The sequence below is a fragment of the Lentzea sp. NPDC037011 genome, assembly GCF_055607425.1.
The window spans coordinates 96,726-119,603 of record NZ_JBVJRT010000009.1 but is presented as its reverse complement, the minus strand read 5'-3'; the positions used below and the strand labels follow the sequence as shown (position 1 = coordinate 119,603).

Genomic DNA, 22,878 nt, shown 5'->3' with positions numbered 1-22,878 from the left:
CCGGCAGTCCACCCACAGCCTTGTGTTGACGTGACCACTGCAACCAGTGACCCCTCATCAGCCACCGGGTTCCGCCACTGCGGGCGGTCACCACGATCGGAGCACGACCTTGCGGATCCTCTTCACCGTCGCGAACTCACCGTCCCACATCCGGGCGCTGGTACCGGTCATGAGAGCCGCTCAGGCTTCAGGGCACACGGTCGGGATCGCCACCGCCGCGACCTCCGCCGAGGACATCACCGCCTACGGGTTCGACCACCTGCCGGCGGGGGTCGACATCCTGGACCTCGTCGAGCGGACGCTGGCGGAGTCCGGTGGAACGTTCGCGGAGCTCTCGGCGATGGAGAGGACGGTCGACTTCTTCATCGGCCCTCCGGCCGAGGCGATGGCGAAGGACGTCATCGCCTCGGGGTGGAACCCCGACGTCATCGTCCGCAGCACGCTCGAGTTCGGCGGTGTGCTCGCCGCGGAGGTGCTGGGCGTGCCGCACGCCTCCGTCGCGATCGGTGGCGCGATCAACGTGATCTCGCCGCCTTCCACGCTCGCGCCGCTGATGGCCCCGCTCCGGGCCTCGTTCGGCCTGCCGCCCGATCCCACCGGGGAGGCCGGCTTCCGGCACCTGCACGCCTGCCTGATGCCCGAGACCTACGACCCGGCAGAGGCCGCCGTGCCCCGCTCCAAGTCCTACCGGCACGAGCACCCCGGAAGGCGGGGCGAGGCGTTGCCGCCTGTTCTGACGGGTCTGCCCACCGACAAGCCGTGGGTGTTCGCGAGCCTGGGCACGCTGTCCGCGTTCGCGTCCGACGGCCTCTCGCTGCTCAAATCCGTCGTCACGGCCCTGGCGCAGCTGGACTGCGTCGCGGTGGTCAGCACAGGACGCGGCGTCGCGCCCGAGGCGTTCGGCCCCCTGCCGTCCACTGTGGTCCTCGTGGAGTCAGTTCCCCAGCCGCTCCTGCTGGAGTGCTGCGATCTCTTCGTCACGCACGCCGGTCACAACAGCGTCCGTGAAGCGATGCGATGTGGCGTCCCGCTCGTCTGCATGCCCATGTTCTCGGAGCAGCCGTACAACGCAGGCAGGTGCGCGGAGGCCGGCGTCGGCGAGCAACTGCGCACGGACGCCATGAGTGCCGACGACATCTTGGCCGCCTGCCGGGCAGTTCTGGAGGACCCGCGGTACCGGGGCAACGCCAGGCGGATCCAGCGCGACATGCTGGCCCTGCCGCCACTCGAGACGTTCGTCGCCGACCTGCAGTCGTTGGTGGAGAACGAAAGCGGGCGTTCGAACCGCTCCGGGTCCTGACTACGGGTTCACGGCGAGGAACAGGAACGCCGCCAGCAGCACCAGGTGCACGCCGCCCTGCAGCCGGGTCGCGCGTCCTGGCACCACGGTCAGGACGCTGACCAGGACGGTGAGCAGCAGCAGGATCATCTGCGTCGACCCGAGACCGAGCAGCAGCGGGCCGTCGAGCCACACGGTCGCGAGCGCGATGGTCGGGATGGTGAGGCCGATGCTCGCGATGGCCGAGCCGTAGCCGAGGTTGAGGCTGGTCTGGATGCGGTCGCGCAGTGCGGCGCGTGCGGCGGCGATGGTCTCGGGCAGCAGCACCAGCAGTGCGATGACGACACCGACGAACGACTGCGGGAAGCCGACCGCGCGCACGCCGGCCTCGATCGCGGGTGACTCGATCTTCGCGAGGCCGACGACGGCGACCAGCGCGACGAGCAGCAGGAACAGCGACATCAGGGCGGCTTTGCCGGACGGCGCCTCGGCGTGCTCGTCGGCCTCGATCACGCCGTCGGCGTCGACGGGCAGGAAGAAGTCGCGGTGCCGGACGGTCTGGGTGAAGACGAACATCCCCCACAGCGCGAGCGAGGCGAGTGCGGCGAACGCGAGCTGCGGGCTGGAGAACTCGGGGCCGGGCGTGGTGGTGGTGAACGTCGGCAGCACGAGCGTGAGCGCGGCGAGGGTGATCACGGTGGCGAGCGCGCCGCCGCTGCCCTCGGCGTTGAAGAGGGTGGTGCCGTGCTTGAGCGCACCGAGCAGCAACGCGATGCCGACGATGCCGTTCGTGGTGATCATGACCGCCGCGAACACCGTGTCGCGGGCGAGTGATGCCGCCTCCGGGCCGCCGGACACCATCAGCGTGACGATCAGGGCCACCTCGATGACCGTCACCGCGACCGCGAGGACCAGAGATCCGAACGGCTCCCCCACTCTCAGCGCCACGACCTCGGCGTGGTGCACGGCCGCGAGGACGGTCACGGCGAGCACGACGGCGATCAGGACCACGAACACGGGCCCGAGGTCGCGCCCCCACGTCACAGCGAGGAGCAGCACGCCGAGAGCGGGGGCGATGGTCGTCCAGGAGAGCAGGGGGAAGCGCGAGGTGGTGGCGGCCATGATCACACCCTCGCACACGGGCGCGACCCCACGCCATCCGAAGCGACCCCCATTCCGATGGCCGAAAATGTGAGGTGGGACGCCCCTGCCGCGTCCCACCCCACATTCTCAGTGGTGCCTAGAAATCGAACAAGGCACCGGTGTGCGCCAGCATGACGCACGAGTTCGGGAACGTGCGGACCTGGTGAACGGGCGCACCGCGCCAGAATCCGAACATCGACACCTCGACGGGTGCGTGCTCGAACGTGCACGCCCGGTCGTCCGCCGCCATCGCACCGAGGTCGGCACGAGCGGCGGCCAGTGCTGCGCAGGCCTGCGCACCGCGCGGGTGCTCATCGGTCCTCCCGCAGGTCAGGACGGTTGCCCGGTAGGCGTTGTCCGCCACGTCGGAGTGCTGGACCTCAAGCACGAGAGCGGTGCCACCGGCCTGCGGTGCCGCCTGTGCGGTACCGGCGGTGATGAAGAGCGAGACGAGCAGTGCGGCGAACGCGAAAATGCGCGCGGACATCGAAACGGGTCCTCCTGAGACCTTCTGCAAAAACCGGGCCGGTTCTCGGCCGCCGCAGATGTTGCCACCCGGAATCAGCGTGGTGAAAGGGGCCAGGATGCGTTCACCGATCACATTTCGACGTTGCGCCGAAAGCGTGGTTGGGCCGAACGGCTGTGTTCTGCGCCACGCTGTCCGGGACGCGCCTGTCGACCGGTTGTCACCGGACGATGACGGGCACACCGTATTATCGAAATCATGTCCAAGACCTCCAGACGCGTCGTGTTCGGCGTGTTGCTGATCGTCACACTCGTGGTTTCCGCCGGCGGCGCGCTGGGTCACCTGGGCAGATTGACGCTCGTCTTCGACCGGCACGCCGGAAAGCCGCTGGCGATTTACGAGGAGGTGCCGGGCCCGCCTTCCGGGCCGCCGTGCCCGATCGACGCCCGCTACCTCGACGAAGCACCCGACGGCCTGCGCGGCGACGTGCTGCAGGCGTGGAAGTCGTTGCGCGCCAAGGCAACCGAACAGGGCGTGACGCTGTGCCTGAACGACGGCAAGCGCAGCCGAAGCCAGCAGCAGAAGGAGTTCGACGACGCGGTCGGGAAGTTCGGCAACGCGGAGCTCGCCGGCCGGTACGTGCTGCCGCCGGACAAGTCGATGCACGTGCTCGGATACGCGATCGACATCCAGCCGATCGAATCCGCAAAATGGATCGAGAAGAACGGCAGCACCTTCGGCTGGTGCCGCCGTTACGAAAACGAGCAGTGGCATTTCGAGTACAACGCCGCCTACCCCACCGGCGGCTGCCCCGCTCTGGTTCCGAGCGCGACGGGCAGCTGACTCCCCGGTAAAGGTCTAGACGCCTGGTGCGCGCGTGAGGTTGCGTCACCGCAATCCGACAACGCCCGTTACCGGATCAGAGCACCGCACGGCTCGCACCTACGCCGTCGTCGGCGTCGCTCCTGAACAGCGCCCGCCCCAGCGCTGGGCGGTTCGGGCGATCCGCGTTCATTCCCGAACGACCAGGCCCGCCCACATGATCGGATCGGGCCGTGCGCACCTGGAACAAGATCGTCACCGCCGTGGCCGTCGTCCTCGGCTACGTCGCCCTGATGCTCGCGATCAGCGCGGGCATCGACCTGCGCAAGAGCGTCGCGTTCGAGGACGCGCCCGCCAAGGCGGCGGCGTTCCGGGCCGCGATCGACCGCGGGGACGTCATCGAGGCGCGGTCGATCGCGAGCTGGTTCGACGTCCACCACCCCAGCGGCGGCCACTCCTACATCTCAGCCGAACTCGGGGCCGACGTCGCCGCGGAGGGCCGGTTCGAGCGGGCCAGGAGCCACGCCAACGACCTGCCCGAGGAGATCCCGGAGGACCAGGCCAAGCTCGACGCGGAGTTCGACCGGACGAGTGCGCGCGCCGTGCCGTGGCTGGTCGTGGCGGCGATAGCGGCCGTGGGGGCGTTGGCGTTCCGGTATCAGCGGCACAAGGCCAACGCCGATGTCGTCGAGGTGGTCACCCGGTTCATGCCGAAGCGGTCGGTGTGGCGGCGGCCGGTGTTCCTCGTCGTCACCGGTGCCGGGTACGTCCTGCTGACGGCCGGGTTCATCGCCGTGGTGGCCGCGACCAGGGCCAACGAGCTGCCGTGGGGGGTGCGGGGGATCTTCCTCGCCGGCGGTGTCATCGGGTTGCCGATCGCCTACTTCGTGCTGCGGTACTCACGGCCGCGGGCGGTGCGGGGTGCGGCGCAGGCGTTGCGGGCCGACTGGCGGCGGCCGGTGCTGTACCTGCGCGACTTCGGGGACGACCAGGCCGCGTCCGTGGTCGACGGGCAGGAGGAGATGGCGTGGACGGGGATGGTCAGCATCCTCTCGCGCGAGGAGCAGCTCATCGGGGCGTTGGGGGCGTACGGGCCGGTGGTGGCCGTCGGGATTCCCGGCGAGGACGTGCCACGGCTGGGCGCGGCACGGTTCTACCTGCCCGGTGACGACTGGCAGAGCGGCGTGCTGCGGCTGATGGACCAGGCGCAGCTCATCGTGCTGCGACTGGGTGACGGCGACGGGGTGTGGTGGGAGGTCGACCAGGCGTGCCGCACGCAGCCGCCGGGCAAGCTCGTGCTGCTCGTCCCCGGTGGGCGGCCCGACCTGGCGCAGCGGCTGGAGACGCACCTGCCGACACCGCTGGGTGTGCCGGTGGACGAGAACCGGTGGACCTCGGCCGTCGTCGCGTTCGGGCCGGACTGGGAGCCGCACGTGCAGCGGGTGGGGCCGTTCGCCGGGGAGAAGCGGCGCACCAACCAGCCGGCGTTCTTCGTCGCCCGCGCGTTGCAGGAGGCGCTGAAGGCGATCGGGTCGTACCGGCACGGACTGCACATGCGGACCAACGCGCACCTGCTCAAGATCTACGGCAAGGTCCTGCTGCTGGTGCCGGGACTGGTGCTGATAGTGAGCTTCCTGCGCATGGTCTTCCTCTGGTGAGCTGCCCCCGTGGTCGCCGACCGGCGGCACGAGGGCCGCTCGCCGGCCCGCGGGAGCGCGACACGCCGAAGGCGCCACTTTGGTCAGGACCAAACGGGCGCCTGAGCGGTCGGTTTGTCCAGTTCGGCTGCTCCTGGACCGATCCGTTTGTACCGGAATCCCGAAAACCGCTTCCACGCGGAACCGGTTCCATATACTTGTATGAGAGCGCTCCCACGCCGCTGCAGCACGAGCCCTTCCGGAGACCACATGGATCAGGACGAGTCCTACCTCGACGCCACCCTGCCGATCGCCGCGCGCGTCGCCGATCTGCTCCAGCGCATGACACTGCCCGAGAAGGTCGGGCAGATGATGCAGCTGGACTCGAGGGAGGACCTGGACGACCACGTGCTGCGCAAGCACGTGGGCTCGATCCTGCACACCTCTCCCGAACGGGTGCTGCGCGCGCACGACCTCACCTCGCAGACCAGGCTGCGCATCCCGCTGCTCATCGCCGAGGACTGCATCCACGGCCACTCGTTCCACGAGGGCGCCACGATCTTCCCGACCCAGCTCGGCATGGCCGCGAGCTGGGACCCCGAGCTGGTCGAACGGGTCGCGCGGGTCACCGCGGTCGAGGCCGCGGCGACCGGTGTGCACTGGACGTTCTCGCCGGTGCTGTGCATCGCCCGCGACCTGCGCTGGGGCCGGGTCGACGAGACGTTCGGCGAGGACCCGGTGCTGATCGGCGAGCTCGCGGCGGCGATGGTCCGCGGCTACCAGGGCGACGGGCTGACCGACGAGACCGCGATCCTCGCGACCGCCAAGCACTTCGCCGGGTACTCGGAGACCCAGGGCGGCCGGGACGCGAGCGAGGCCGACCTCAGCAGGCGCAAGCTGCGGTCGTGGTTCCTGCCGCCGTTCGAGAAGGTCGCGCGCGAGGGTTGTGCGACGTTCATGCTCGGCTACCAGACCACCGACGGCGTGCCGATCACCGTCAACTCGTGGCTGCTCGACGAGGTCCTGCGCGGCGAGTGGGGCTACCGGGGCACGCTCATCACCGACTGGGACAACGTCGGCCGGATGGTCTGGGAGCAGAAGGTCCAGCCCGACCACGCGCACGCCGCCGCTGCCGCCGTGAAGGCCGGCAACGACATGATCATGACCACCCCGCAGTTCTTCGAGGGCGCGCTGCAGGCCGTCGAGTCCGGGTTGCTGGCCGAGTCCGACCTCGACAGCGCGGTCACCCGCATCCTCACGCTCAAGTTCGAGCTCGGCCTGTTCGAGAACCCGCGCCGGCCCGACACCGAGCGCCAGCGCACGATGATCAACCACGCCGACCACGCCGCCCTGAACCTCGACGTGGCCCGCCGGTCGCTCGTGCTGCTGCGCAACGACGGCGTGCTGCCCGTCCGCAAGGGCAGGATCGCGCTCGTCGGCCCGCTCGCCGACGACGCCCAGACCCAGCTCGGCGACTGGGCCGGCTCGTCCGGTCAGGCCGACTGGCTGCCCGACGGCCAGCCGCGCGACATGATCACCACGGTGCTGGACGGCCTCAGGGAGTTCTCCGAGGTCACCTACGCGCGCGGGGCGGACATCCTCACGCTCGAAGCCGACCCCGAGGGCGATACGTTCCCGGACGGCCAGCCGCGCCCGCAGGTCGTCGCGCCGTGCCCGCCGAACCCGGAGCTCATCGCCGAAGCCGTCGCCACCGCCCAGGACGCGGACCACGTCGTGGCCGTCGTCGGTGACCGCATCGAGCTGGTCGGCGAGGGCCGGTCCACCGCCACGCTCGACCTGATCGGCGGTCAGATCGCGCTGCTCGACGCGCTCGCCGCGACCGGCAAGCCGCTGATCGTGGTGCTGCTGGCCTCGAAGCCGCTGGTGCTGCCCGACAGCGCCCGCAACGCCGCCGCGGTGATCTGGGCGGCGAACCCCGGCATGCAGGGCGGCCGGGCGATCGCCGAGCTGGTGCACGGCCTGATCGAGCCGAGCGGCCGGCTGCCGATCTCGTTCGCGGCGCACGCGGGCCAGCAGCCGACCTACTACAACCAGATCCGCGGCCAGCACGGCACCCGCTACGCCGACCTGACCCAGGAGCCGGCGTTCGCGTTCGGCGAGGGCCTGTCCTTCACCACCGTCGAGTACACCGACCTGCACGTGGACACGTCGGTGCTGGGCCCGGACGAGACGGTCCAGGCCTCGATCACGCTGCGCAACACCGGGTCGCGGCCCGCGCGCGAGACCGTGCAGGTCTACGTGAGCGACGCCGTGACGTCGGTCAGCTGGGCCGACAAGGAGCTCAAGGCGTTCCGGCAGGTCGACGTGGCGCCGGGCGAGAGCGTGACGGTGCGGCTGGAGGTCCCGGTCTCGGCGTGCTCGATCGTCGACGCGCTGGGCAACCGGGTCGTCGAGCCCGGCGACTTCGTGCTGCTCGTGGGGCCGTCGTCGAAGGACTCGGCCCTGCGCAGGGCCGAGTTCACCGTCAAGGCGCCGTGCTGATCGTCAGGTAGCGGGGCGGGAGCGCCACCGCAGCGGTGACGGCCCGCTTCACGGCCGGCACGAGGTCCGCGTCCACCAGCGCGACCGCGGGCCGGCCGGGCGGGTCCACCAGCAGGCTCGCTCCACGGGCACCCGCCCGCACCGCCGCACGCACCACCACGTCCTGCTCCTGATCGGGGTCCTGGGCGTGGTGGTAGGCGGTCAACGCGGCCCCGAGGTCGTCGGTGTCGCGCACGAAGGGCCGTTCGCGCTGCGGTTCGACCCGGCGCACCCGCGTGTCGACGACCAGCAACCGCTGCCCCGGCAGGTCGAGCGGCACGACGGGCTCGTCCTCGAACGCCACGCCGGCCAGCTCGCGCAACGCCAGCCCCACGGCCGTCCGCAACGCCGGCCCCGCCGACAGCCCGCTCCCCTGCGGCAGGTCCACGCTGCACATCAGCGTCGCCCCACCACCGACGCCTCGCACCGGCGAAGCCCACGCGGGCACCTCGTCCGACGGCAGCAGCGCCCGTTCGGCCGGTCGGTTCACCGACACCAGCTCCAGCAGTCCGTCGTCGCGCCGGTCACCCGCGACGATCGCACCCCACCTGCCCGGCACCCGCACCAGGCCACCCAGCAGCCGCAGCACGCCGGGCGCGTACCAGACACCGGCCGCGGACCGGCCGAAGGTGCGCCGGAACGCGTGCGGCACGAGCCTCAGCTCCGGTGCGACGTCCGGCCGGTCCGCGAGGTCGACCGGGGCGTTCATGCCTTGAGCGCCAGCAGCCGGTAGGCGTTGCCGCCGTCGCTGCGCGCGGCCAGGAACCGGTTCACGGTCTGGTCCAGCGCCATCGCCACGAAGAACGCCGGGATGCCCAGCGCCCACACGCCGAAGCTGCGCAACCGGCGCAGCCGCACCCGTTCCGGCCGCCACGGCGCGGGCGTCCGCGGGGCCTTGGCACCCAGCCACAACAGCAGCGCCAGCGTGAAGTCGTTGCACAGGTGGGCTTTCGACCGTTCCCGCGCCACGGTCACGAGACCGCGGTCGGCCAGTGCGTGCTCCAGGTTGCCGATCGGCATCATGTGCTGGTGCTGCGGCTGGAACCACGGCATCCAGTACTGCCCGAACAACCGCCCGAGCCGCCACTCCGGGTCCGGCAGCTCGATCAGCAGGTAACCGCCCTGCGGCAGCACGTCCGCCGCGATGTCCAGCTCCTCCCACGGGTCCCGCACGTGCTCCAGGTAGTGGTGCATGCTGATCACGTCGTAGCGGCCCTTGAGCTCGCCCGCGAAGTCCTTGAAGCTGCCCCGGTAGGCGTGCTCGATCCGGCCGAGCCGGGCGGCGTCCTCGATCGCGGCGCCCTGGTCGAGCCCGTCGAACGCGGTGTCCGGCAGGACCTCCTTGGCGCCCAGGCAGAAGTGCGCGTGCCCGGAGCCGACGTCCAGCCACCGCTCGGGTTTCACGAACGGCTCCACCATGCGCGCCCGGCCGTAGTACGGCGAGGTCTTGCCGGAGAACACCGCGTCGGCCGACGACTCGCCCAGGCCGTCGTAGAAGTCGCGGTAGTAGAAGCCGAGGCCTTCCTCGGTCAGCCGCGGGTTCTGCCAGACGTGCGCGCACCGGACGCAGCGGTCCATGGTGAACGTGCCGGGCTTGCGCTGCACCAGGTCGTGCGCGGTCACCCACCGCCGCAGGTCGCTGCTGCCGCAGGACGGGCAGGTGTCGCGCCGGGTCTCGTGGAAGTCGCGCCCGAGTCGCTCGGTGTACCAGGGCGCGGCCTGCTCCAGCGTCTCGGCCTGCCGGAGCTCGGCGGTGGACTTCTTGCCACCGGCCGTCTTGAGCCACAGGTAGGGCGTGCGCAGGAACCGCGGCACCCACAGGTCCCTGGGCCGCAACGGGGTTCCCGCGAACACGAGGAGCGGGTGCGCCCAGTAGGCGGCCAGCGCGGCCAGGCCCCACGGCCAGTCGACGACCACGGCGGCGGCCACCACCGCGTAGCCGATCATCGAACCCGCGATCCACAGCGACGGCCGCTTGCCGATCTGCCGCAACGTCGCCGCGCGGTACCCGAGGTCGTAAGGCCCGGCCTTCAGCCCCGGCGCGACCGCGAGGTCGACCTCGGCGGGCACGTGGTCCTTGACGCGGCGCACGAACGCGACGAGCTCGGTCGGGTCGTCCGGGTCGACCTCCTCGGCGTACCTCTCGCGCACCAGCACGGCCTGTGCCGCGCTCGCCCCGCGCACCCACCGGTCGGCCCGGTACCGCGCGGGGTCGACCGCGCCGAGCAGGTCCAGCGCTGCCGCGGTCGGCAGGTCGCGCGGCACCAGGTCGACCAGGTCGGCGTCACCGGCGTCCCAGGAGCCCTCCGGGTGGACACCGGTGGCGGTGACCAGGGCGTGCCCGCTCACGCCCGGTGCCAGCACGCGCAGTTTCGCCGCACGGGAACGCAGGCGCACGACGTCGACCAAGACGACCAGCACCACGAGCACGGTGAGGATCACCCCGCCACCACCTTCTCCAGTCGATCGGCGGCGGCTGCGGCGCCGCCAGCCGCTGTGAACGACTTCCGCACGAGCTCCGCGGCGGCCGCGTACTCCGGCTCGCCCAGCACGGATTCCAGTGCGCTGCGAATATCTGTCGCGCGGGCCCGCGAGTAGGTCAGCCGGACGCCCGCTCCGGCCGCGACGACCTGGGCGGCGACGGTCGGCTGGTCGTCCCGGATCGGCGCCACGACCAGCGGCAACCCGTGTGCCAGCGCCTCGCAGACCGTGTTGTGGCCGCCGTGCGTGACCACCGCGCTCAGGTGCGGCATCAGCGCGAGCTGCGGCACCGAGGGCTGCACCAGGACGTTGGCCGGCGCCGGTCGTTCGGGCGCCACCATGACGACCTGGACGTCGAGGTCGGCCACCGCCTCCACGGCCTGGGTGAAGAACCGCTCCCCCGCAGGGCCGTTCAGCGTGCCCAGCGAGATCAGCACGGCGCGGTCGCCGAGCCGGTCCCACGGGAACCGCGCCCGTTCGACGCGGTGGGCGAGCGCCGGCCCGACGAACGCCACCTCGTCACCGAAGTCACCGCGCACCAGCGCCTTCGAGCTGTAGACCAGCACCAGCCGGTCGGAGAACCGGACGTCGCCGCCCGCGAAGTCGTGCAGCAGGCCCCGCACCCAGGCGTCGACCTTCGGCATCGTCCGCAGCGGGTTGACCAGCTCGGCCGAGGTCGCCGCGGACGTCGCCCACGGCACCCCGGCGTTCTTCGCCACGCACGGCCCGGCCAGCGCCTGCTGGTCCGCGACGACCACGTCCGGCGCGAAGTCCCGCACCGCCGCGGCGACGCCGGGCACCATCGCGTGGCCGAGCGGGATGAGGAACTCCTCCCAGAAGAACTTCAGCACCGCCATGCCGCGCAACGCGAGCCACCGCTCCCGCTTGGCCCGGATGTCGTTCTCCAGCACGTCGTCGATCGCCGGGTACACCACCGCGCCGTCGGGCAGCAGCGGTGCCAGCGTGCCGGGGTGCCCGACCCACGCGACGGCGTGGCCGCGGGCGAGCAGCTCACCGCCCACGGACGCGGTCGGGTTGACGTGACCGGTCAGCGGCGGCACGACGAACAGGAACCGGCTCATGACGGCAACCAGTCGCAGAGGACGTCGAGCAGCTCGCCGGTGGCCTCGCGCAGCACGGTGTGGCCGAGGCCGGTCACGACGTGCAGCCGGCAGGACGGAATCCGCTCCGCCAGCTCGGCCGCGGCGCCGACCAGCTCGGACTCCGCGCCGAACACGCCGAGCACCGGGCAGCGCACCTCGGTGAGGTCGAGCTTGGCACCGGAACCGAGGTCGTCGATCAGCGTGGTGCCGTTGAGCAACGCGTTGGCGTTGACGGCGAGCTTGGCGATCTTGCGCTGCCCGAGGGCCATGAGCTGGTCCTGGGTGCGGTCGAACTCCAGGCCGAGTGCGGCCACGGTCAGCGTGTTCGTGATGTCCTCGAACCACGCGTCGCCGACCACTCCCCCGACCGCCGACTCGACCAGCACCACGCCGGCCACGCGGTCCGGCGACCGGACCGCGGCGTGCATGGCGACCACACCGCCGTAGCTGTTGCCCAGCAGGAACACCGGCTCGGTCACGCCGATCTCGTCCAGCACGGCCACGAGGTCCAGCGCGCTCTCCTCGGGCGTGTACCCCGACGGCGGGCGTTCGGACAGGCCGTGGCCGCGCAGGTCGAACAGCACGGTGCCGAAACCCCTGGCCGCCAGCGGAGCCGCCAGCGTGTAGTAGAAGCTGGACAGGTTGTCCATGACCAGGCCGTGCACGAACACGATGGTCGGCACGTTCCCCGTGGGCCCGAGCCGCTGCACGTGGAACCGCAGCCCGCGGGCGTGGACCTCAGACACGGGCCGTGATGTGGTCGACGAGCCGGCCCACGGACATCGCCATGATCTCGTCGATGTCCATGTCCGCGAGGAACGCCACGAGGTCGATGCCGTAGTGGGCGTTGAGCTTGTCGGCCAGCGCCACGAACTCGATCGACTCCAGGCCGAGGTCGTCGCTGAACGTGGTGTCCCTGGTGATCTCCACGCCCAGCAGGAAGTCCGGGCCGACCACCTCGGTGATGAGTTCCGCTACCTGCTGCAGCACCTCGTCCATCACTTCTCCGTCTTCACGCGTGCGGCGGCTTTTCCCTGTTCGGCAACGACTTCGAGCTGCGGCACCGCGAACGCCCCGCGCACCCGCGCGTCGGCGGACACGGTCAGCTCCGCGGGGTGGACCGGTCCGGCACCGCGGTTCCACAGCCACGAGCGCACGGCGTCCTTCACCGCGATCACCCGCAGCAGCCAGTCGCGTTGCGCGGGCACGTCGAGCCCGGCGTAGTGCGCCCGTTCCGCGGAGTTCAGGTAGCGGCGCATGATCAGGTCGCGGGTGGCGCTGTCGGACCAGTTCTCGGTGACGCGCAGCCACTCACCGTCCGGAGTGGACAGGATCTCGGTGCCGGGGCGCAGCTTGACCCGCCAGATCCGGTCGTCGGTGGTGAACCGGCGGGTGGTCCAGCCGGTGATGCGGCACCACAGCGCCCCGGCCGCGGTCAGCTCGGCGTCGGCGACCATCGTCTGCGCGGTCACCTCGCGGATGCGGGCCGTGCAGCGGACGTCGCCGGTCGGCGCCGGGCCGTGGAACGACACCCGCTCGATCCCGGTGGGCAGCACGGTCTGGTCGACGGTGTGCACCACCTGCATCCAGTGGCCGATCAGCTGCCCGGCGCTGTCGAGCAACGCCCCCGGTGCGGGCAACGGCGTCAGCACGCCCGCGATCCCGTTGTCCGCCAGCGAGTCGATCCGCGTGACACCCGCGTACGCCGGACCGTGGAACATCCAGTTGTCCCGGTACAGCTCCTCGGCGCTGACCGGTGGCACGCGGGTGCCGTGCAACGCGATCTCCACCGGCTGCGGTGCCACGGGTGCCATCAGCACCACGCCCTCGGCGTAGTCGCCGACCTTCACCGCGACCCGGTCGGGCCCTTCGGAGCGTGCGCTGATCTTCACGGTCGTAGCGGGCAGCGCCGTGAGCCAGCGCTTGGCCTTCACGTCGGCGAACCCGTGCACGGTCCCGCCGGTGAGCCTGCGGGCGGCGTCGGCGAAGACCTCCAGCAGGCCGGTCGCCGGCACGATCGGGAACCCGTCCGCGAGGTCGGGCCACCCCGGTGCCTGCGGGAACACCGAGTGGTCCACCAGCTCCGGCATGGTGCGCAGCGAGAACTCGCGGGTGAACCCGGCCTCGCTGGGCCGCAGCGCACCGGCCACCTCGCGGGCGACGGCGTTGGTGTGGGCCAGGAGCTTGGTGACCGCGGCCGACACCGGGCTGTCGCCGGCGACCACAACGGGATCGGTGCCGAGCGGGTCGACGGTGATCTTCGGGGTGCCCAGCCGCAACCGCACCCGGTGGGAGGTGCCGCGCTTGAGGCCGAACGCCCACAGCGCTTCCGGGGCGATGTCGGCGTTCACGGCGAGGTGCGGCCGGTCGGACAGGGTGTCGGCGACGAACCCCGGCAGGCTGCCCTGGCCGACCTGGACGAACGCGCGGAACCCGGCGGAGTGCAGGCGGTGCAGCAGCGGCCGGAACCGGACCGGTTCGACCAGGTGCCGCAGCACCAGGTCGCGGACGTCCTCCGCGCGCATCGGTTCCAGTGAGTTGGCCGACCACACCGGGACGTCCGAGGTGCGGACCGGCAGCTGGTCGAGCATCTCCTTCGCCCGGCCGAGGTAGGGCGCGAGCGCGGGCGTGTGGAAGCCGGTGCGGAACGGCATCAGCTGCGCCATCACGCCGTTGGCCTTCAACGTCTCCAACACGGGTTCGAGCAGCTCGACCGGGCCGCAGACCACCGACTGGTGCGGGCAGTTGTCGTGGCTGATCGTCACACCCTCGACCAGGTACTGCTCCGCGGTGTCCGCGGAGCAGCCCAGTGCGGCGTAGGCGATGTCGACCACCGCGACGGCGCCGGGACCGAGCACGTCGACGAACCGGTCGATCGTCGGGTAGATGCCGCCGACGACCATCGCGGTCCACTCGCCCATGCTGTGCCCGGCGAGCGCTCCGGGCGTGATGCCCTGCGCCATCAGCTCGCGCGCCGCACGGCGGCCGTCCTGCAGCAGCTGCACGGCGTGGTCGACGACCTCGCCGGTGAACTCGCGTTCGAAGCCGGGGAACACGAACGCGACCTGGTCGGTGCTGCTCAGCAGCGGCTGCGGGGAGAACCAGATGTCGTGCCTGCCCGGCCAGGCCTTGCCCTGGGCGATGACGCGTTCGGCGAGCTTGAGCCTGCGGTCGTCGGGGTTGCCGACGGCGAGCCGGAACGCGCGGTCTGCGGTGGAGGGCCTGCGTTCCCGCACGGCCTCGGCCAGCTCCGCAGCGGTGTCGGCGGCGAAGGTCATGACGGGCTTGCGCGGCCGGGCGACCGTGTGGCCGTCGAGCACGGCGTGGGCGTTGATCCCGCCGAACCCGAAGGCGTTCACGACCGCGCGGTGCGGGCCCTCCCAGTCGCGGGCCTCGGTCACCGGCGCGAAGCGGGTGCCGGTCAGCGCCGGGTGCGGCCGCTCGACGTGCAGGGTCGGCGGCAGCGTGCGGTGGTGCAGCGCGAGAGCGGCCTTGATCAGCCCGGCCATCCCGGCGGCCGGCATGGCGTGGCCGATCATAGACTTCACCGTGCCGATGCCGATCTCGTCGCCCTCGGCACCGAAGGCGTTGATCATCGTGGCGAGCTCGGCGGCGTCACCGGCGGGCGTCGCGGTGCCGTGCGCCTCCACCAGGCCGGGTGCGTCGGTGCGCGGGTCGAGCCCGGCGTTGGCCCAGGCCCGGTGCACGGCCAGGAGCTGGCCCTCGGGGTTGGGCGTCATCATGCTCGTCGCGCGGCCGTCGCTCGCGGTGCCGATGCCGCGGATCACGGCGTAGACGCGTTCGTCGCCAACGTCCTCCAGGCGCTTCAGCAGCACCATGCCGACACCCTCGGACAGCAGCGTGCCGTCGGCGTCCGCGTCGAACGGCCGGATGCGCTCGCTCGGGCTCAACGCGCGGAGCTGCGTGAACACGCTCCACAGCGTCGGGTGGTGGCAGACGTGCACCGCCCCGGCCAGCATGGCGTCCGCGCGGCCCTCCTGGAGCTCGCGGACGGCGTGCTCGACGGCGACCAGACCGGACGCGCAGGCCGCGTCCACCGTGTACGCGGTGCCGCGCAGGTCGAACCGGTTGGCGATGCGGGAGGCGGCGAGGTTCGGCACCAGGCCGATCGACGCCTCCGGCTGCTCGGGGCCGAACCGGTCGCGGACCGCCTGCCGCACCGTGCCGAGATCCGCGCCGCCCAGTCCGGGGAACAGGTCGCGGACCACCGACAGCACCTCGTCGGCGAGCCGCACGCGCTGGTCGAGCCGGGCGCAACCGGGCGTGAGGTAGCCGCCGCGACCGACGACGACACCGATCCGCTCCCGGTCCGGCAGGGCGGTCTCGCCGCCGGCGTCCGCGATCGCCTCCGCGGCCGTGGCGAGCGCCAGCAGCTGATCGGGTTCCGCACCGTCCACCGTGGACGGCATGATGCCGAACCTGGTCGGGTCGAACTCGGCCAGGTCGTCGACGAACCCGCCCCTGCGGCAGTAGAACCGGTCGCCGCTGGTGCTGTTCTGGTCGTAGTAGGTCGCCGGGTCCCACCGGCCGGGCGGGACCTGGCCGACGGCGTCCACCCCGGACGCGATGTTGCGCCAGAACGTCGTGGCGTCGGGCGCTCCCGGGAAGACCGCGCCGATGCCGACGATCGCTACGCCTCCCATCGGTAGACCACCTGCACGTCGTTCCCGGCGGCGATCTCGTTCAGCAGAGCGGCAACGCCTTCGTCGGGCTGGATCAGCGGGATGCCGCGGCGCTCGTACTCCGCGGTGAGCCCGACCGCCATGCCCGCGCCGGCCCAGGGCCCCCAGTCGACGGCGACCACCCTGCGCTGGGTGCCCCAGAACCGGGCCATCCGGTCGAGCGCGTCGTTCGCGGCGCTGTAGTCGGCTTGGCCGCAGTTGCCGAACACGCCGCTGACGCTGCCGAACAGCACGAGGAAGCCCTCGTCGAACGCCTTGACACCGTTGACCTTCGTCGCCCAGACCCGGTCGAACGACTCCTGGGTCTTGTCCGCGATCAGCCTGTCGTCGAGCACACCGGCGCCGTGGACCACGCCGTCGAGCCGGCCGAACCGGGCGCGGACGTCGTCGAGCACCCGGCCCACCGCCTCGACGTCGGTGACGTCGCATTCGTGGTAGCGCACGCTCGACGCCGTGGCGCGCAACCGTTCCAGCGTCGCGCGCACCTCGCGTTCGGCGAGCACCCCGCGCGCCTTGGCGGGCACGTCGTCGGTGACGCCGAGCTCGAACAGCGCCTTGACGACCTCGGGTTCGGTCGTGGCGTGCGCGAGCCGGTGGTCCTCGGGTGCGATCGGGGTGCGGCCGATCAGCTCGACGTGGCAGCCGGTGCGTTCGGCGAGCGCGACCGCGGCCAGTGCGGTGATGCCGCGGGCGCCACCGGTGAACAGCACCACGCTGTCGGCGTCCAGCGACAGGGTCCCGCTGGGCAGCTCGGTCGCCACGGCGTCGAGCACCTGCCGGCGACCGGCCTGGTGGCCGACGACCGCCGGGCCGGGACCGAGCTCGTCGAGCAGCGCGGTGGCGATGTCGCGGTGGCTCTCCTTGGGGTTCACGTCGACCGCGCGCACCACCAGCTCCGGGTGCTCCAGCGCGGCGGTGCGGACGAGCCCGTGCAGGCCGATGTCCGCGGGCAGCTCGTCGGCGGTGTGGTCGAAGCCGAACGTGCCGCCGCCGGTGGTGACCACGACCAGGTGCACACCGGTGGTGACGCAGGCCTTGACCTCGCTGAACGCCTCCGGCAGCCGGGCGCCCAGCCGCACGACGACGTCGACGCCGGTCAGGTCGGCGGGGAACGACGGCTCGACGCGCGGGCGGGCGGTGTGCTTCTCCAGCAGGTCGGCGAGCTCCAGGCCGATGCCGTTGTCGTCGACGACCAGGACGGTCCTGCCGGTGAGGTCGACCGGTTCGGCCGGTCCGGCGGGGACGACCTGCGGGACGCGCCGGACGAGCTTCCCGCCGGTCACCGTGCGCGCGGGCCGGCCCGGCACGGGCTGCGGGGTGGCCTCGCCGAACCAGCCGACGATCCCGTCGATCGTCTTGAGCTGCGCCAGCTCGTCCACCGAACCCGCTGCGCCCAGCTCCTGCACCAGCTCGCCCACGATCTCGGCCCGTTTGATCGAGTCGATCGACAGGTCCGCCTCCAGGTCGAGGCCCGGTTGCAGCATCTCGACGGGGTAGCCGGTCCGCGTGCTGATCGTCCGCAGCACCACGGCCCGCACGTCCTTGCCCGGCACGGCCACCGGGGCGGCGGCACCGAACCAGCCGACGATCCCGTCGATCGTCTTGAGCTGCGCCAGCTCGTCCACCGAACCGGACGCGCCCAGTGCCTGCACCAGCTCACCGACGATCTCGGTGCGCTTGATCGAGTCGATCGACAGGTCCGCTTCCAGGTCCAGTCCCGGTTGCAGCATCTCGACGGGGTAGCCGGTGCGGGTGCTGATCGTCCGCAGCACCACCGCGGCCACGTCTTCCTGCTGCGGCACCACGGGTTCCGGTGCCTTGACCACGGCGTCGACCACCGGCATCGGCGGCGGGACGGCCGCGGGCGCGGTGCCGAGGTAGCTCAGCAGCACGTCGCGCTGGGCGCTGACCGCGTCGCGCATGCCGTCGAGGAACTTCTCCACGATCTCGTCCCGGCCCAGGCCCGGCCCGAGCCGCAGGGTGGGGAGCTCGGTCGCGGGCCGCAACCCACCGGGCAGTGCGTCTCCGTTCGCGTCCCGCACGAGACCTCCGTCCACGTACCACTTCGGCCGCGGCGGCACGGCCGTGGCGGGTTCGGCCCTGTCCTCGAACAACGGCGCGGCGTCCACCTCGACACCGGCGACCGCGAGTGCGGCGAGCGTGCGCAGGAACGTCACGTGGTCGTCGCAGCGCAGCGCCCGGTGCGGCCGGTCGCCGAGCGTCCGGCCGACCAGCGCGGTCAGCACCCCGCCCGGCCCGGCCTCGACGAAGATCCGCGCGCCCGCCGCGTACATCGACTCGACCTGCTCGGCGAACCTGACCCGGCCGGCGAGCTGGTCGGCCAGCCCGGTGCGGACGTCGGTGTGCGGTGCGGCGGTCACGTTCGACCACACCGGGAACCGCGGCTCGCCGACCGGCACGGCCGCGAGCTCCTCGGCGAACCGGTCCCGCGCCCCTGCCATCAGCGGGCTGTGGAACGCGGCAGCGACCGGGATGGGTTTGACGGTCAGGCCGGCGTCCCGCAGCAGGGCGACGGCGTTCTCCACCGCGGCCGTCGGCCCGGAGACCACGACCTGGTCGGGCGCGTTGTGGTTGGCCACCACCACGTCCGGCGGGAGCAGTGCCTCGACCTCGGCCACCGGGGCGGTCACCGCGGCCATGGTGCCGGGGTCGTCGCCGGCCGCGTCGAGCATCGCCCGCGCCCTGGCCGCGCTGAGGTCGAGCAGGTCGGCGTCCTCGACCGCCCCGGCGGCGGTCAGCGCGACCAGCTCGCCGTAGCTGTGACCGCCGGCCAGGTCCGGCCGCACGCCGACGGAGTCGAGCAACGCGGTCACGGCCAGCCCGGCGATCCCGAGCGCGGGCTGGGCGTTGCGGGTGTCGGTGAGCTCCGCGCGCTGGCGGGCCACGTCGTCCGCGGTCAGTGCGGCCGGCGGGAACATCACGCGTTCGTAGCGCGGGTCCACCAGCTCCTGCAGCCACGGGAACGCCGTGACCAGGTCCAGCAGCATGCCCGGTCGTTGGCTGCCCTGGCCGGGGTAGAGGAACGCGACCTTCGGCCGTTCCCCGTCCCGCAGCAGCACGACGTCCGACGCGCGCCACGCCTCGACGTCCGCCAACGCCCGGCTCAGGCCGTCGTGGTCGCTCACCACGAACGCCGCCTGCACCGTGCCGCTGCCGCAGGCGGCCGCCAGGTTCCGCAGCGGCGTGCGGTCGTCGACCAGTGCCTTGAGCCGTGCGGCTTCCCGTTGTGCTGCCTCGGGGTTCTCGCCGCGCACGAGGAACAGCTCGGCCGGCCACGCGGTCAGCCCGTGCCGCGGCTCGTCCGCGCCGGTGTACCCGGTGAGCACGGTGTGGAAGTTGGTGCCGCCGAAGCCGAACGCGCTGACGCCCGCGACCCGGTCCCGCGCGGCCCAGGTGCGGTGGCCGAACGCGAACGGGCTGGTCCGCGCATCCCAGAAAGCGTTGGGCCGCTTGACGTGCAACGTCCCCGGCCGGATTCCGGTGTGGACGGCCAGTGCCGCCTTGATCACCCCGGCGAGCCCTGCCGCGCACTTGGTGTGCCCGATCTGCGACTTCACCGAGCCGATCGTGCAGCTGCCCGGTTCGACGCCGGCGAACATCTCGGTGAGCGCGGCGAGCTCGGTCCGGTCGCCGACGACGGTCCCGGTGCCGTGCGCCTCGACCAGGCCCACGTCCCGCACGGACACACCCGCCGACGCGTACGCCCGGCGCAGTGCCCGTTGCTGGCCTTCCGGTCGTGGCGCGGTGAGCCCGAGCGAGCGGCCGTCGCTGGACGCGCCGATGCCCTTGACGACCGCGTAGATCCGGTCGCCGTCGCGTTCGGCGTCCTCAAGCCGTTTGAGCACCACGCACGCCACGCCCTCGCCGAGCGCGATGCCGTCCGCCGCCGAGTCGAACGTGGCGCAGCGGCCCTGGGCCGACAACGCCTTGACCGAGGCGAACATCTGGTAGTCGTGGGCGCTGTTGTGCAGGTCGACGGCACCGCACAGGACCATGTCGCTGGTGCCGCCGACGAGCTCCTTGCACGCCACGTCGAGCGCGGCGAGGCTGGACGCGCAGGCCGCGTCGACCGTGTAGTTGGCGCCGCCCAGGTCGAGCCGGTTCGCGACCCGGCCGGCGATCACGTTGCCGAGCACGCCGGGGAACGAGTCCTCGGTCAGCGCGGGCAGGTGGTCGTCCAGGCCCTTGACGCCCAGCGCGGGCAACGCCGTGCGGACCGTGTAGGCGTTCGCGAGGTCCGCACCGGCCTCGGCGCCGAAGATCACCGAGGTGCGTTCGCGGTCGAACACCCGCGTGGCGTACCCGGCGTCCTCCAACGCCCGCGCGCTGACCTCCAGTGCCAGCAGCTGAGCGGGTTCGATCGAGGTCAGCGACGCGGGCGGGATGCCGTAGGCCAGCGGGTCGAACGCCGTGCGCGGGAGGAACCCGCCCCAGCGGAACGGGCTGCCGTACCGCTCCGGCGACCACCGGTCCGGCGGGACCTCGGTGATGGAGTCGGTGCCCGCGAGCACGTTGGCCCAGAACTCGGCCACGTCCCGCGCACCCGGCATGATCGCGGCCATGCCGACGATGGCGACGTCCAGCGGCTGAGCCGTCCCGTCGGCGCGGGTGTGCTCCGGCAGGACGCCGGAGACGATCTCCTCGTGCAGCGCGGCGATCGTGGTCCGCTCGGATCGCAGGGTCGCGACCTGGCCGATCATGAACATGCCCTCGCGGCGCTGCTCGTCCTCGCCGACCTCGACGAGCCCGTCGCCGGAGCGCACGAGCCCTCGGCTGGCCAGCCGCAACCGGCCCAGGTTGAGCTGTTCGAGCCGTTCCCAGCTCTCCTGCCGGGGCAGGTCCGCCAGCTCGGCCCGCGCCTGCTCGAACGTGTCCACATAGGACGTCTGCGCGCACCGGACGGCGTGGCCGGGCGAGGTCTCCAGCAGCGCCGTGTCCGCGCACTCCAGCGCGACCTGCTGGAACACCGGCTGGATCGCGCCGTGCTCGACGGCCTCCTCGGTGAACAGGTAGGCCGTGCCGACGAGCACGCCGATCGCGGCACCGCGGGCGGCGAGCGGGGCCGTCAGCGCGTCGACCATCGCGGCCGACCGGGCGTCGTGGACACCGCCCGCGAACAGCGCGACGACGCCCTCCTCCCGCCCGCGCAGCACGTCGATCTGCTGCTGCCACAACGTGAAGCTGGTCCGCGGCCCGGTGTGCCCTCCGCACTCGGAGCCCTCGAAGACGAACTTGCGCGCGCCCTCGTCGAGGAACCGGCGCAGCAGAGCGGGTGACGGGACGTGCAGGAACGCCTCGATCCCGGCGTCCTCCAGCTCCCGCGCCTGGGCCGGGGTGCCGCCGGCGACGATCGCGTACCTCGGCCTGGTCCTCAGCACCGCCGCCAGCTGCCGGGCCCGCAGCTCCGCAGGCGCGAAGCCGAGCAGACCCACGCCCCACGGCCGGTCGCCGAGCTTCCCGGCGGTCGCCACGAGCAGCTCGTGGACCTGCTCGCCCTCCATCAGGGCGAGCGCGAGGAACGGCAGCGCACCGCCTTCCGCCACCGCCGCGGCGAACGCGGGCTGGTCGCTGACGCGGGTCATCGGCCCCTGGGCGATCGGGTAGCGCAGGCCGGGAACGCGGTCGCAGAACGGCCCGCCGACGCGGATCGAGCGGTGTTCGCCCGCGTGTGCGAGATTGTCGCCGATCGCCCGGTCAATGGCCCCGACGACGCCTCCGACGGTGCCGAACGAGGTGCGGTTGAATTCCGCGAACGCACCTTCCTGGCCTATTTCGAGAGCGTTCTGCCGAACATGAACACGCACGCCTTCACGGACAACGGTGTCGGCGCCGTCCATCACGCTGATCGCGTTGACAAATTCGCCGGAAATATGTTTTCGCGCTTCGCGCACGAGTGCCAGCTGGCCTTCCAGCACCACCCCGCGCGCACCGCCGGCGACGGCCGCGGCAGCCGTGTCCGCACCGATGCTCCCCCACAGCCAGACCGGCAGATCGGTCAGCGCGATCACCTGCTGGAGCAGCACGAACGCGGGCGAACCACCCACTCGGCCGCCCGCCTCGGCACCCTTCGCGACCAGGCCGGTCGCACCCCACCCGATCGCCGCAACCGCCTCCGCCACCGAGGTGACGACCACCAGGACACGGCGTTCGCCCAGTTCAGAGCGGTCGGGAACGGGGTCGGCCAGGTCCACCACGGCCGTGTCGGCGGCCTCGGGCAACGCGGCGGTCAGCGGCCCGCGCACTCGCACCCCGAACGTGCCGGAGTGCCGTGCGCGGACCTGGGAGAGGTCTCTGACCGCGTGCGGCCCGAGGTCGAGCACGCCGAGGCCACCCGCCCGTTCGGCGGCGACCACGAGGGCCGGGTTGGGGGTGCCGAACGGACTCAGGCACAGCACCCGTTCAGGATCCGACAGCATGTCCACTGCGCTCACTTCCTCACCCTGCAGGGTGGGGAGAAAGGAATTCAGCTTGCGTTCCTACTGGCCGGTACGGTTACTTCGTGATCACCGTACGCACAAACCACAGGTGCCGTCGAGGGGGGTGCTGAAACTTTCTCACGTACGTAACCTGGCGAATGAAGCCGAACGGCCGGGTCTGGTACTCCGGATCGGTGATGGTGCGACGTGCTATGGCCTCCGGGGTACCGGTCCGACCGCTCGTCCGCGCGAAACACCCGCGTGAT

13 protein-coding genes are annotated in these 22,878 nt (G+C 72.0%); 4 read left to right on the top strand and 9 right to left on the bottom strand.

What is annotated here, in order from left to right; translation table 11 throughout:
- The first annotated feature begins 169 nt into the window (after positions 1 to 169).
- Entirely contained in the window at positions 170 to 1,300 is a 1,131-nt protein-coding gene (locus tag ACZ7CH_RS27340) for a glycosyltransferase (RefSeq protein ID WP_470375253.1), read from the top strand.
- Here ACZ7CH_RS27340 and ACZ7CH_RS27335 read toward each other — a convergent pair whose 3' ends face one another.
- Complete coding sequence (locus ACZ7CH_RS27335; RefSeq protein ID WP_470375252.1) at positions 1,301 to 2,401, bottom strand: calcium:cation antiporter; 1,101 nt, start codon at positions 2,399 to 2,401, stop codon at positions 1,301 to 1,303.
- Positions 2,402 to 2,519: 118 nt separating this feature from the next.
- Positions 2,520 to 2,909: an SSI family serine proteinase inhibitor gene (locus ACZ7CH_RS27330; RefSeq protein WP_470375251.1), complete on the bottom strand. Its 390-nt coding sequence runs from the start codon at positions 2,907 to 2,909 to the stop codon at positions 2,520 to 2,522.
- Between the two features lie 270 nt (positions 2,910 to 3,179).
- On the opposite strand from ACZ7CH_RS27330, the gene ACZ7CH_RS27325 reads away from it, so the two are divergent.
- The 3 genes from ACZ7CH_RS27325 (at position 3,180) to ACZ7CH_RS27315 (ending at position 7,849) form a co-directional block, all read left to right on the top strand.
- A complete protein-coding gene (locus ACZ7CH_RS27325) occupies positions 3,180 to 3,731 on the top strand; it encodes a D-alanyl-D-alanine carboxypeptidase family protein (protein WP_470375250.1) in 552 nt (183 codons plus the stop codon).
- A 212-nt stretch (positions 3,732 to 3,943) separates the two neighbouring features.
- Positions 3,944 to 5,368, top strand: coding sequence for a hypothetical protein (locus ACZ7CH_RS27320; RefSeq protein WP_470375249.1), 1,425 nt, complete (start codon positions 3,944 to 3,946; stop codon positions 5,366 to 5,368).
- 249 nt (positions 5,369 to 5,617) lie between these two features.
- Positions 5,618 to 7,849 (top strand): exo-beta-d-1,3/1,6-glucosidase, encoded by a 2,232-nt coding sequence (locus tag ACZ7CH_RS27315; protein WP_360384895.1) that lies wholly within the window; start codon positions 5,618 to 5,620, stop codon positions 7,847 to 7,849.
- Here the strand turns inward: ACZ7CH_RS27315 and ACZ7CH_RS27310 are convergent.
- The 7 genes from ACZ7CH_RS27310 to ACZ7CH_RS27280 are packed head-to-tail and all read right to left on the bottom strand — an operon-like array spanning position 7,833 to position 22,627.
- On the bottom strand, positions 7,833 to 8,597 hold the full coding sequence (locus ACZ7CH_RS27310; protein WP_470375248.1) for a hypothetical protein: 765 nt from the start codon (positions 8,595 to 8,597) through the stop codon (positions 7,833 to 7,835). The two genes, ACZ7CH_RS27315 and ACZ7CH_RS27310, sit on opposite strands and share 17 nt — an antisense overlap.
- Complete coding sequence (locus ACZ7CH_RS27305) at positions 8,594 to 10,330, bottom strand: class I SAM-dependent methyltransferase (RefSeq protein ID WP_360384899.1); 1,737 nt, start codon at positions 10,328 to 10,330, stop codon at positions 8,594 to 8,596. The genes ACZ7CH_RS27310 and ACZ7CH_RS27305 overlap by 4 nt, the downstream gene beginning before the upstream one ends.
- Complete coding sequence (locus tag ACZ7CH_RS27300; RefSeq protein ID WP_470375247.1) at positions 10,327 to 11,451, bottom strand: glycosyltransferase; 1,125 nt, start codon at positions 11,449 to 11,451, stop codon at positions 10,327 to 10,329. The genes ACZ7CH_RS27305 and ACZ7CH_RS27300 overlap by 4 nt, the downstream gene beginning before the upstream one ends.
- The gene (locus ACZ7CH_RS27295; protein WP_470375246.1) at positions 11,448 to 12,218 is read right to left on the bottom strand and encodes an alpha/beta fold hydrolase; all 771 of its coding nucleotides are present in this window, start codon (positions 12,216 to 12,218) and stop codon (positions 11,448 to 11,450) included. Before ACZ7CH_RS27295 ends, ACZ7CH_RS27300 begins: the two co-directional genes overlap by 4 nt.
- On the bottom strand, positions 12,211 to 12,471 hold the full coding sequence (locus tag ACZ7CH_RS27290) for an acyl carrier protein (protein ID WP_470375245.1): 261 nt from the start codon (positions 12,469 to 12,471) through the stop codon (positions 12,211 to 12,213). Before ACZ7CH_RS27290 ends, ACZ7CH_RS27295 begins: the two co-directional genes overlap by 8 nt.
- Positions 12,471 to 16,136: a beta-ketoacyl synthase N-terminal-like domain-containing protein gene (locus tag ACZ7CH_RS27285; RefSeq protein ID WP_470375244.1), complete on the bottom strand. Its 3,666-nt coding sequence runs from the start codon at positions 16,134 to 16,136 to the stop codon at positions 12,471 to 12,473. Before ACZ7CH_RS27285 ends, ACZ7CH_RS27290 begins: the two co-directional genes overlap by 1 nt.
- On the bottom strand, positions 16,124 to 22,627 hold the full coding sequence (locus ACZ7CH_RS27280) for an SDR family NAD(P)-dependent oxidoreductase (protein ID WP_470375243.1): 6,504 nt from the start codon (positions 22,625 to 22,627) through the stop codon (positions 16,124 to 16,126). Before ACZ7CH_RS27280 ends, ACZ7CH_RS27285 begins: the two co-directional genes overlap by 13 nt.
- Positions 22,628 to 22,878 lie beyond the last annotated feature (251 nt).

Bases quoted from the DNA above. Each gene is read 5' to 3' on its own strand.
- ACZ7CH_RS27285 (WP_470375244.1), bottom strand. From the start codon at position 16,136: ATGGGAGGCGTAGCGATCGTCGGCATCGGCGCGGTCTTCCCGGGAGCG.
- ACZ7CH_RS27335 (WP_470375252.1), bottom strand. From the start codon at position 2,401: ATGGCCGCCACCACCTCGCGCTTCCCCCTGCTCTCCTGGACGACCATC.
- ACZ7CH_RS27330 (WP_470375251.1), bottom strand. From the start codon at position 2,909: ATGTCCGCGCGCATTTTCGCGTTCGCCGCACTGCTCGTCTCGCTCTTC.
- ACZ7CH_RS27340 (WP_470375253.1), top strand. From the start codon at position 170: ATGAGAGCCGCTCAGGCTTCAGGGCACACGGTCGGGATCGCCACCGCC.
- ACZ7CH_RS27310 (WP_470375248.1), bottom strand. From the start codon at position 8,597: ATGAACGCCCCGGTCGACCTCGCGGACCGGCCGGACGTCGCACCGGAG.
- ACZ7CH_RS27290 (WP_470375245.1), bottom strand. From the start codon at position 12,471: ATGGACGAGGTGCTGCAGCAGGTAGCGGAACTCATCACCGAGGTGGTC.
- ACZ7CH_RS27300 (WP_470375247.1), bottom strand. From the start codon at position 11,451: ATGAGCCGGTTCCTGTTCGTCGTGCCGCCGCTGACCGGTCACGTCAAC.
- ACZ7CH_RS27315 (WP_360384895.1), top strand. From the start codon at position 5,618: ATGGATCAGGACGAGTCCTACCTCGACGCCACCCTGCCGATCGCCGCG.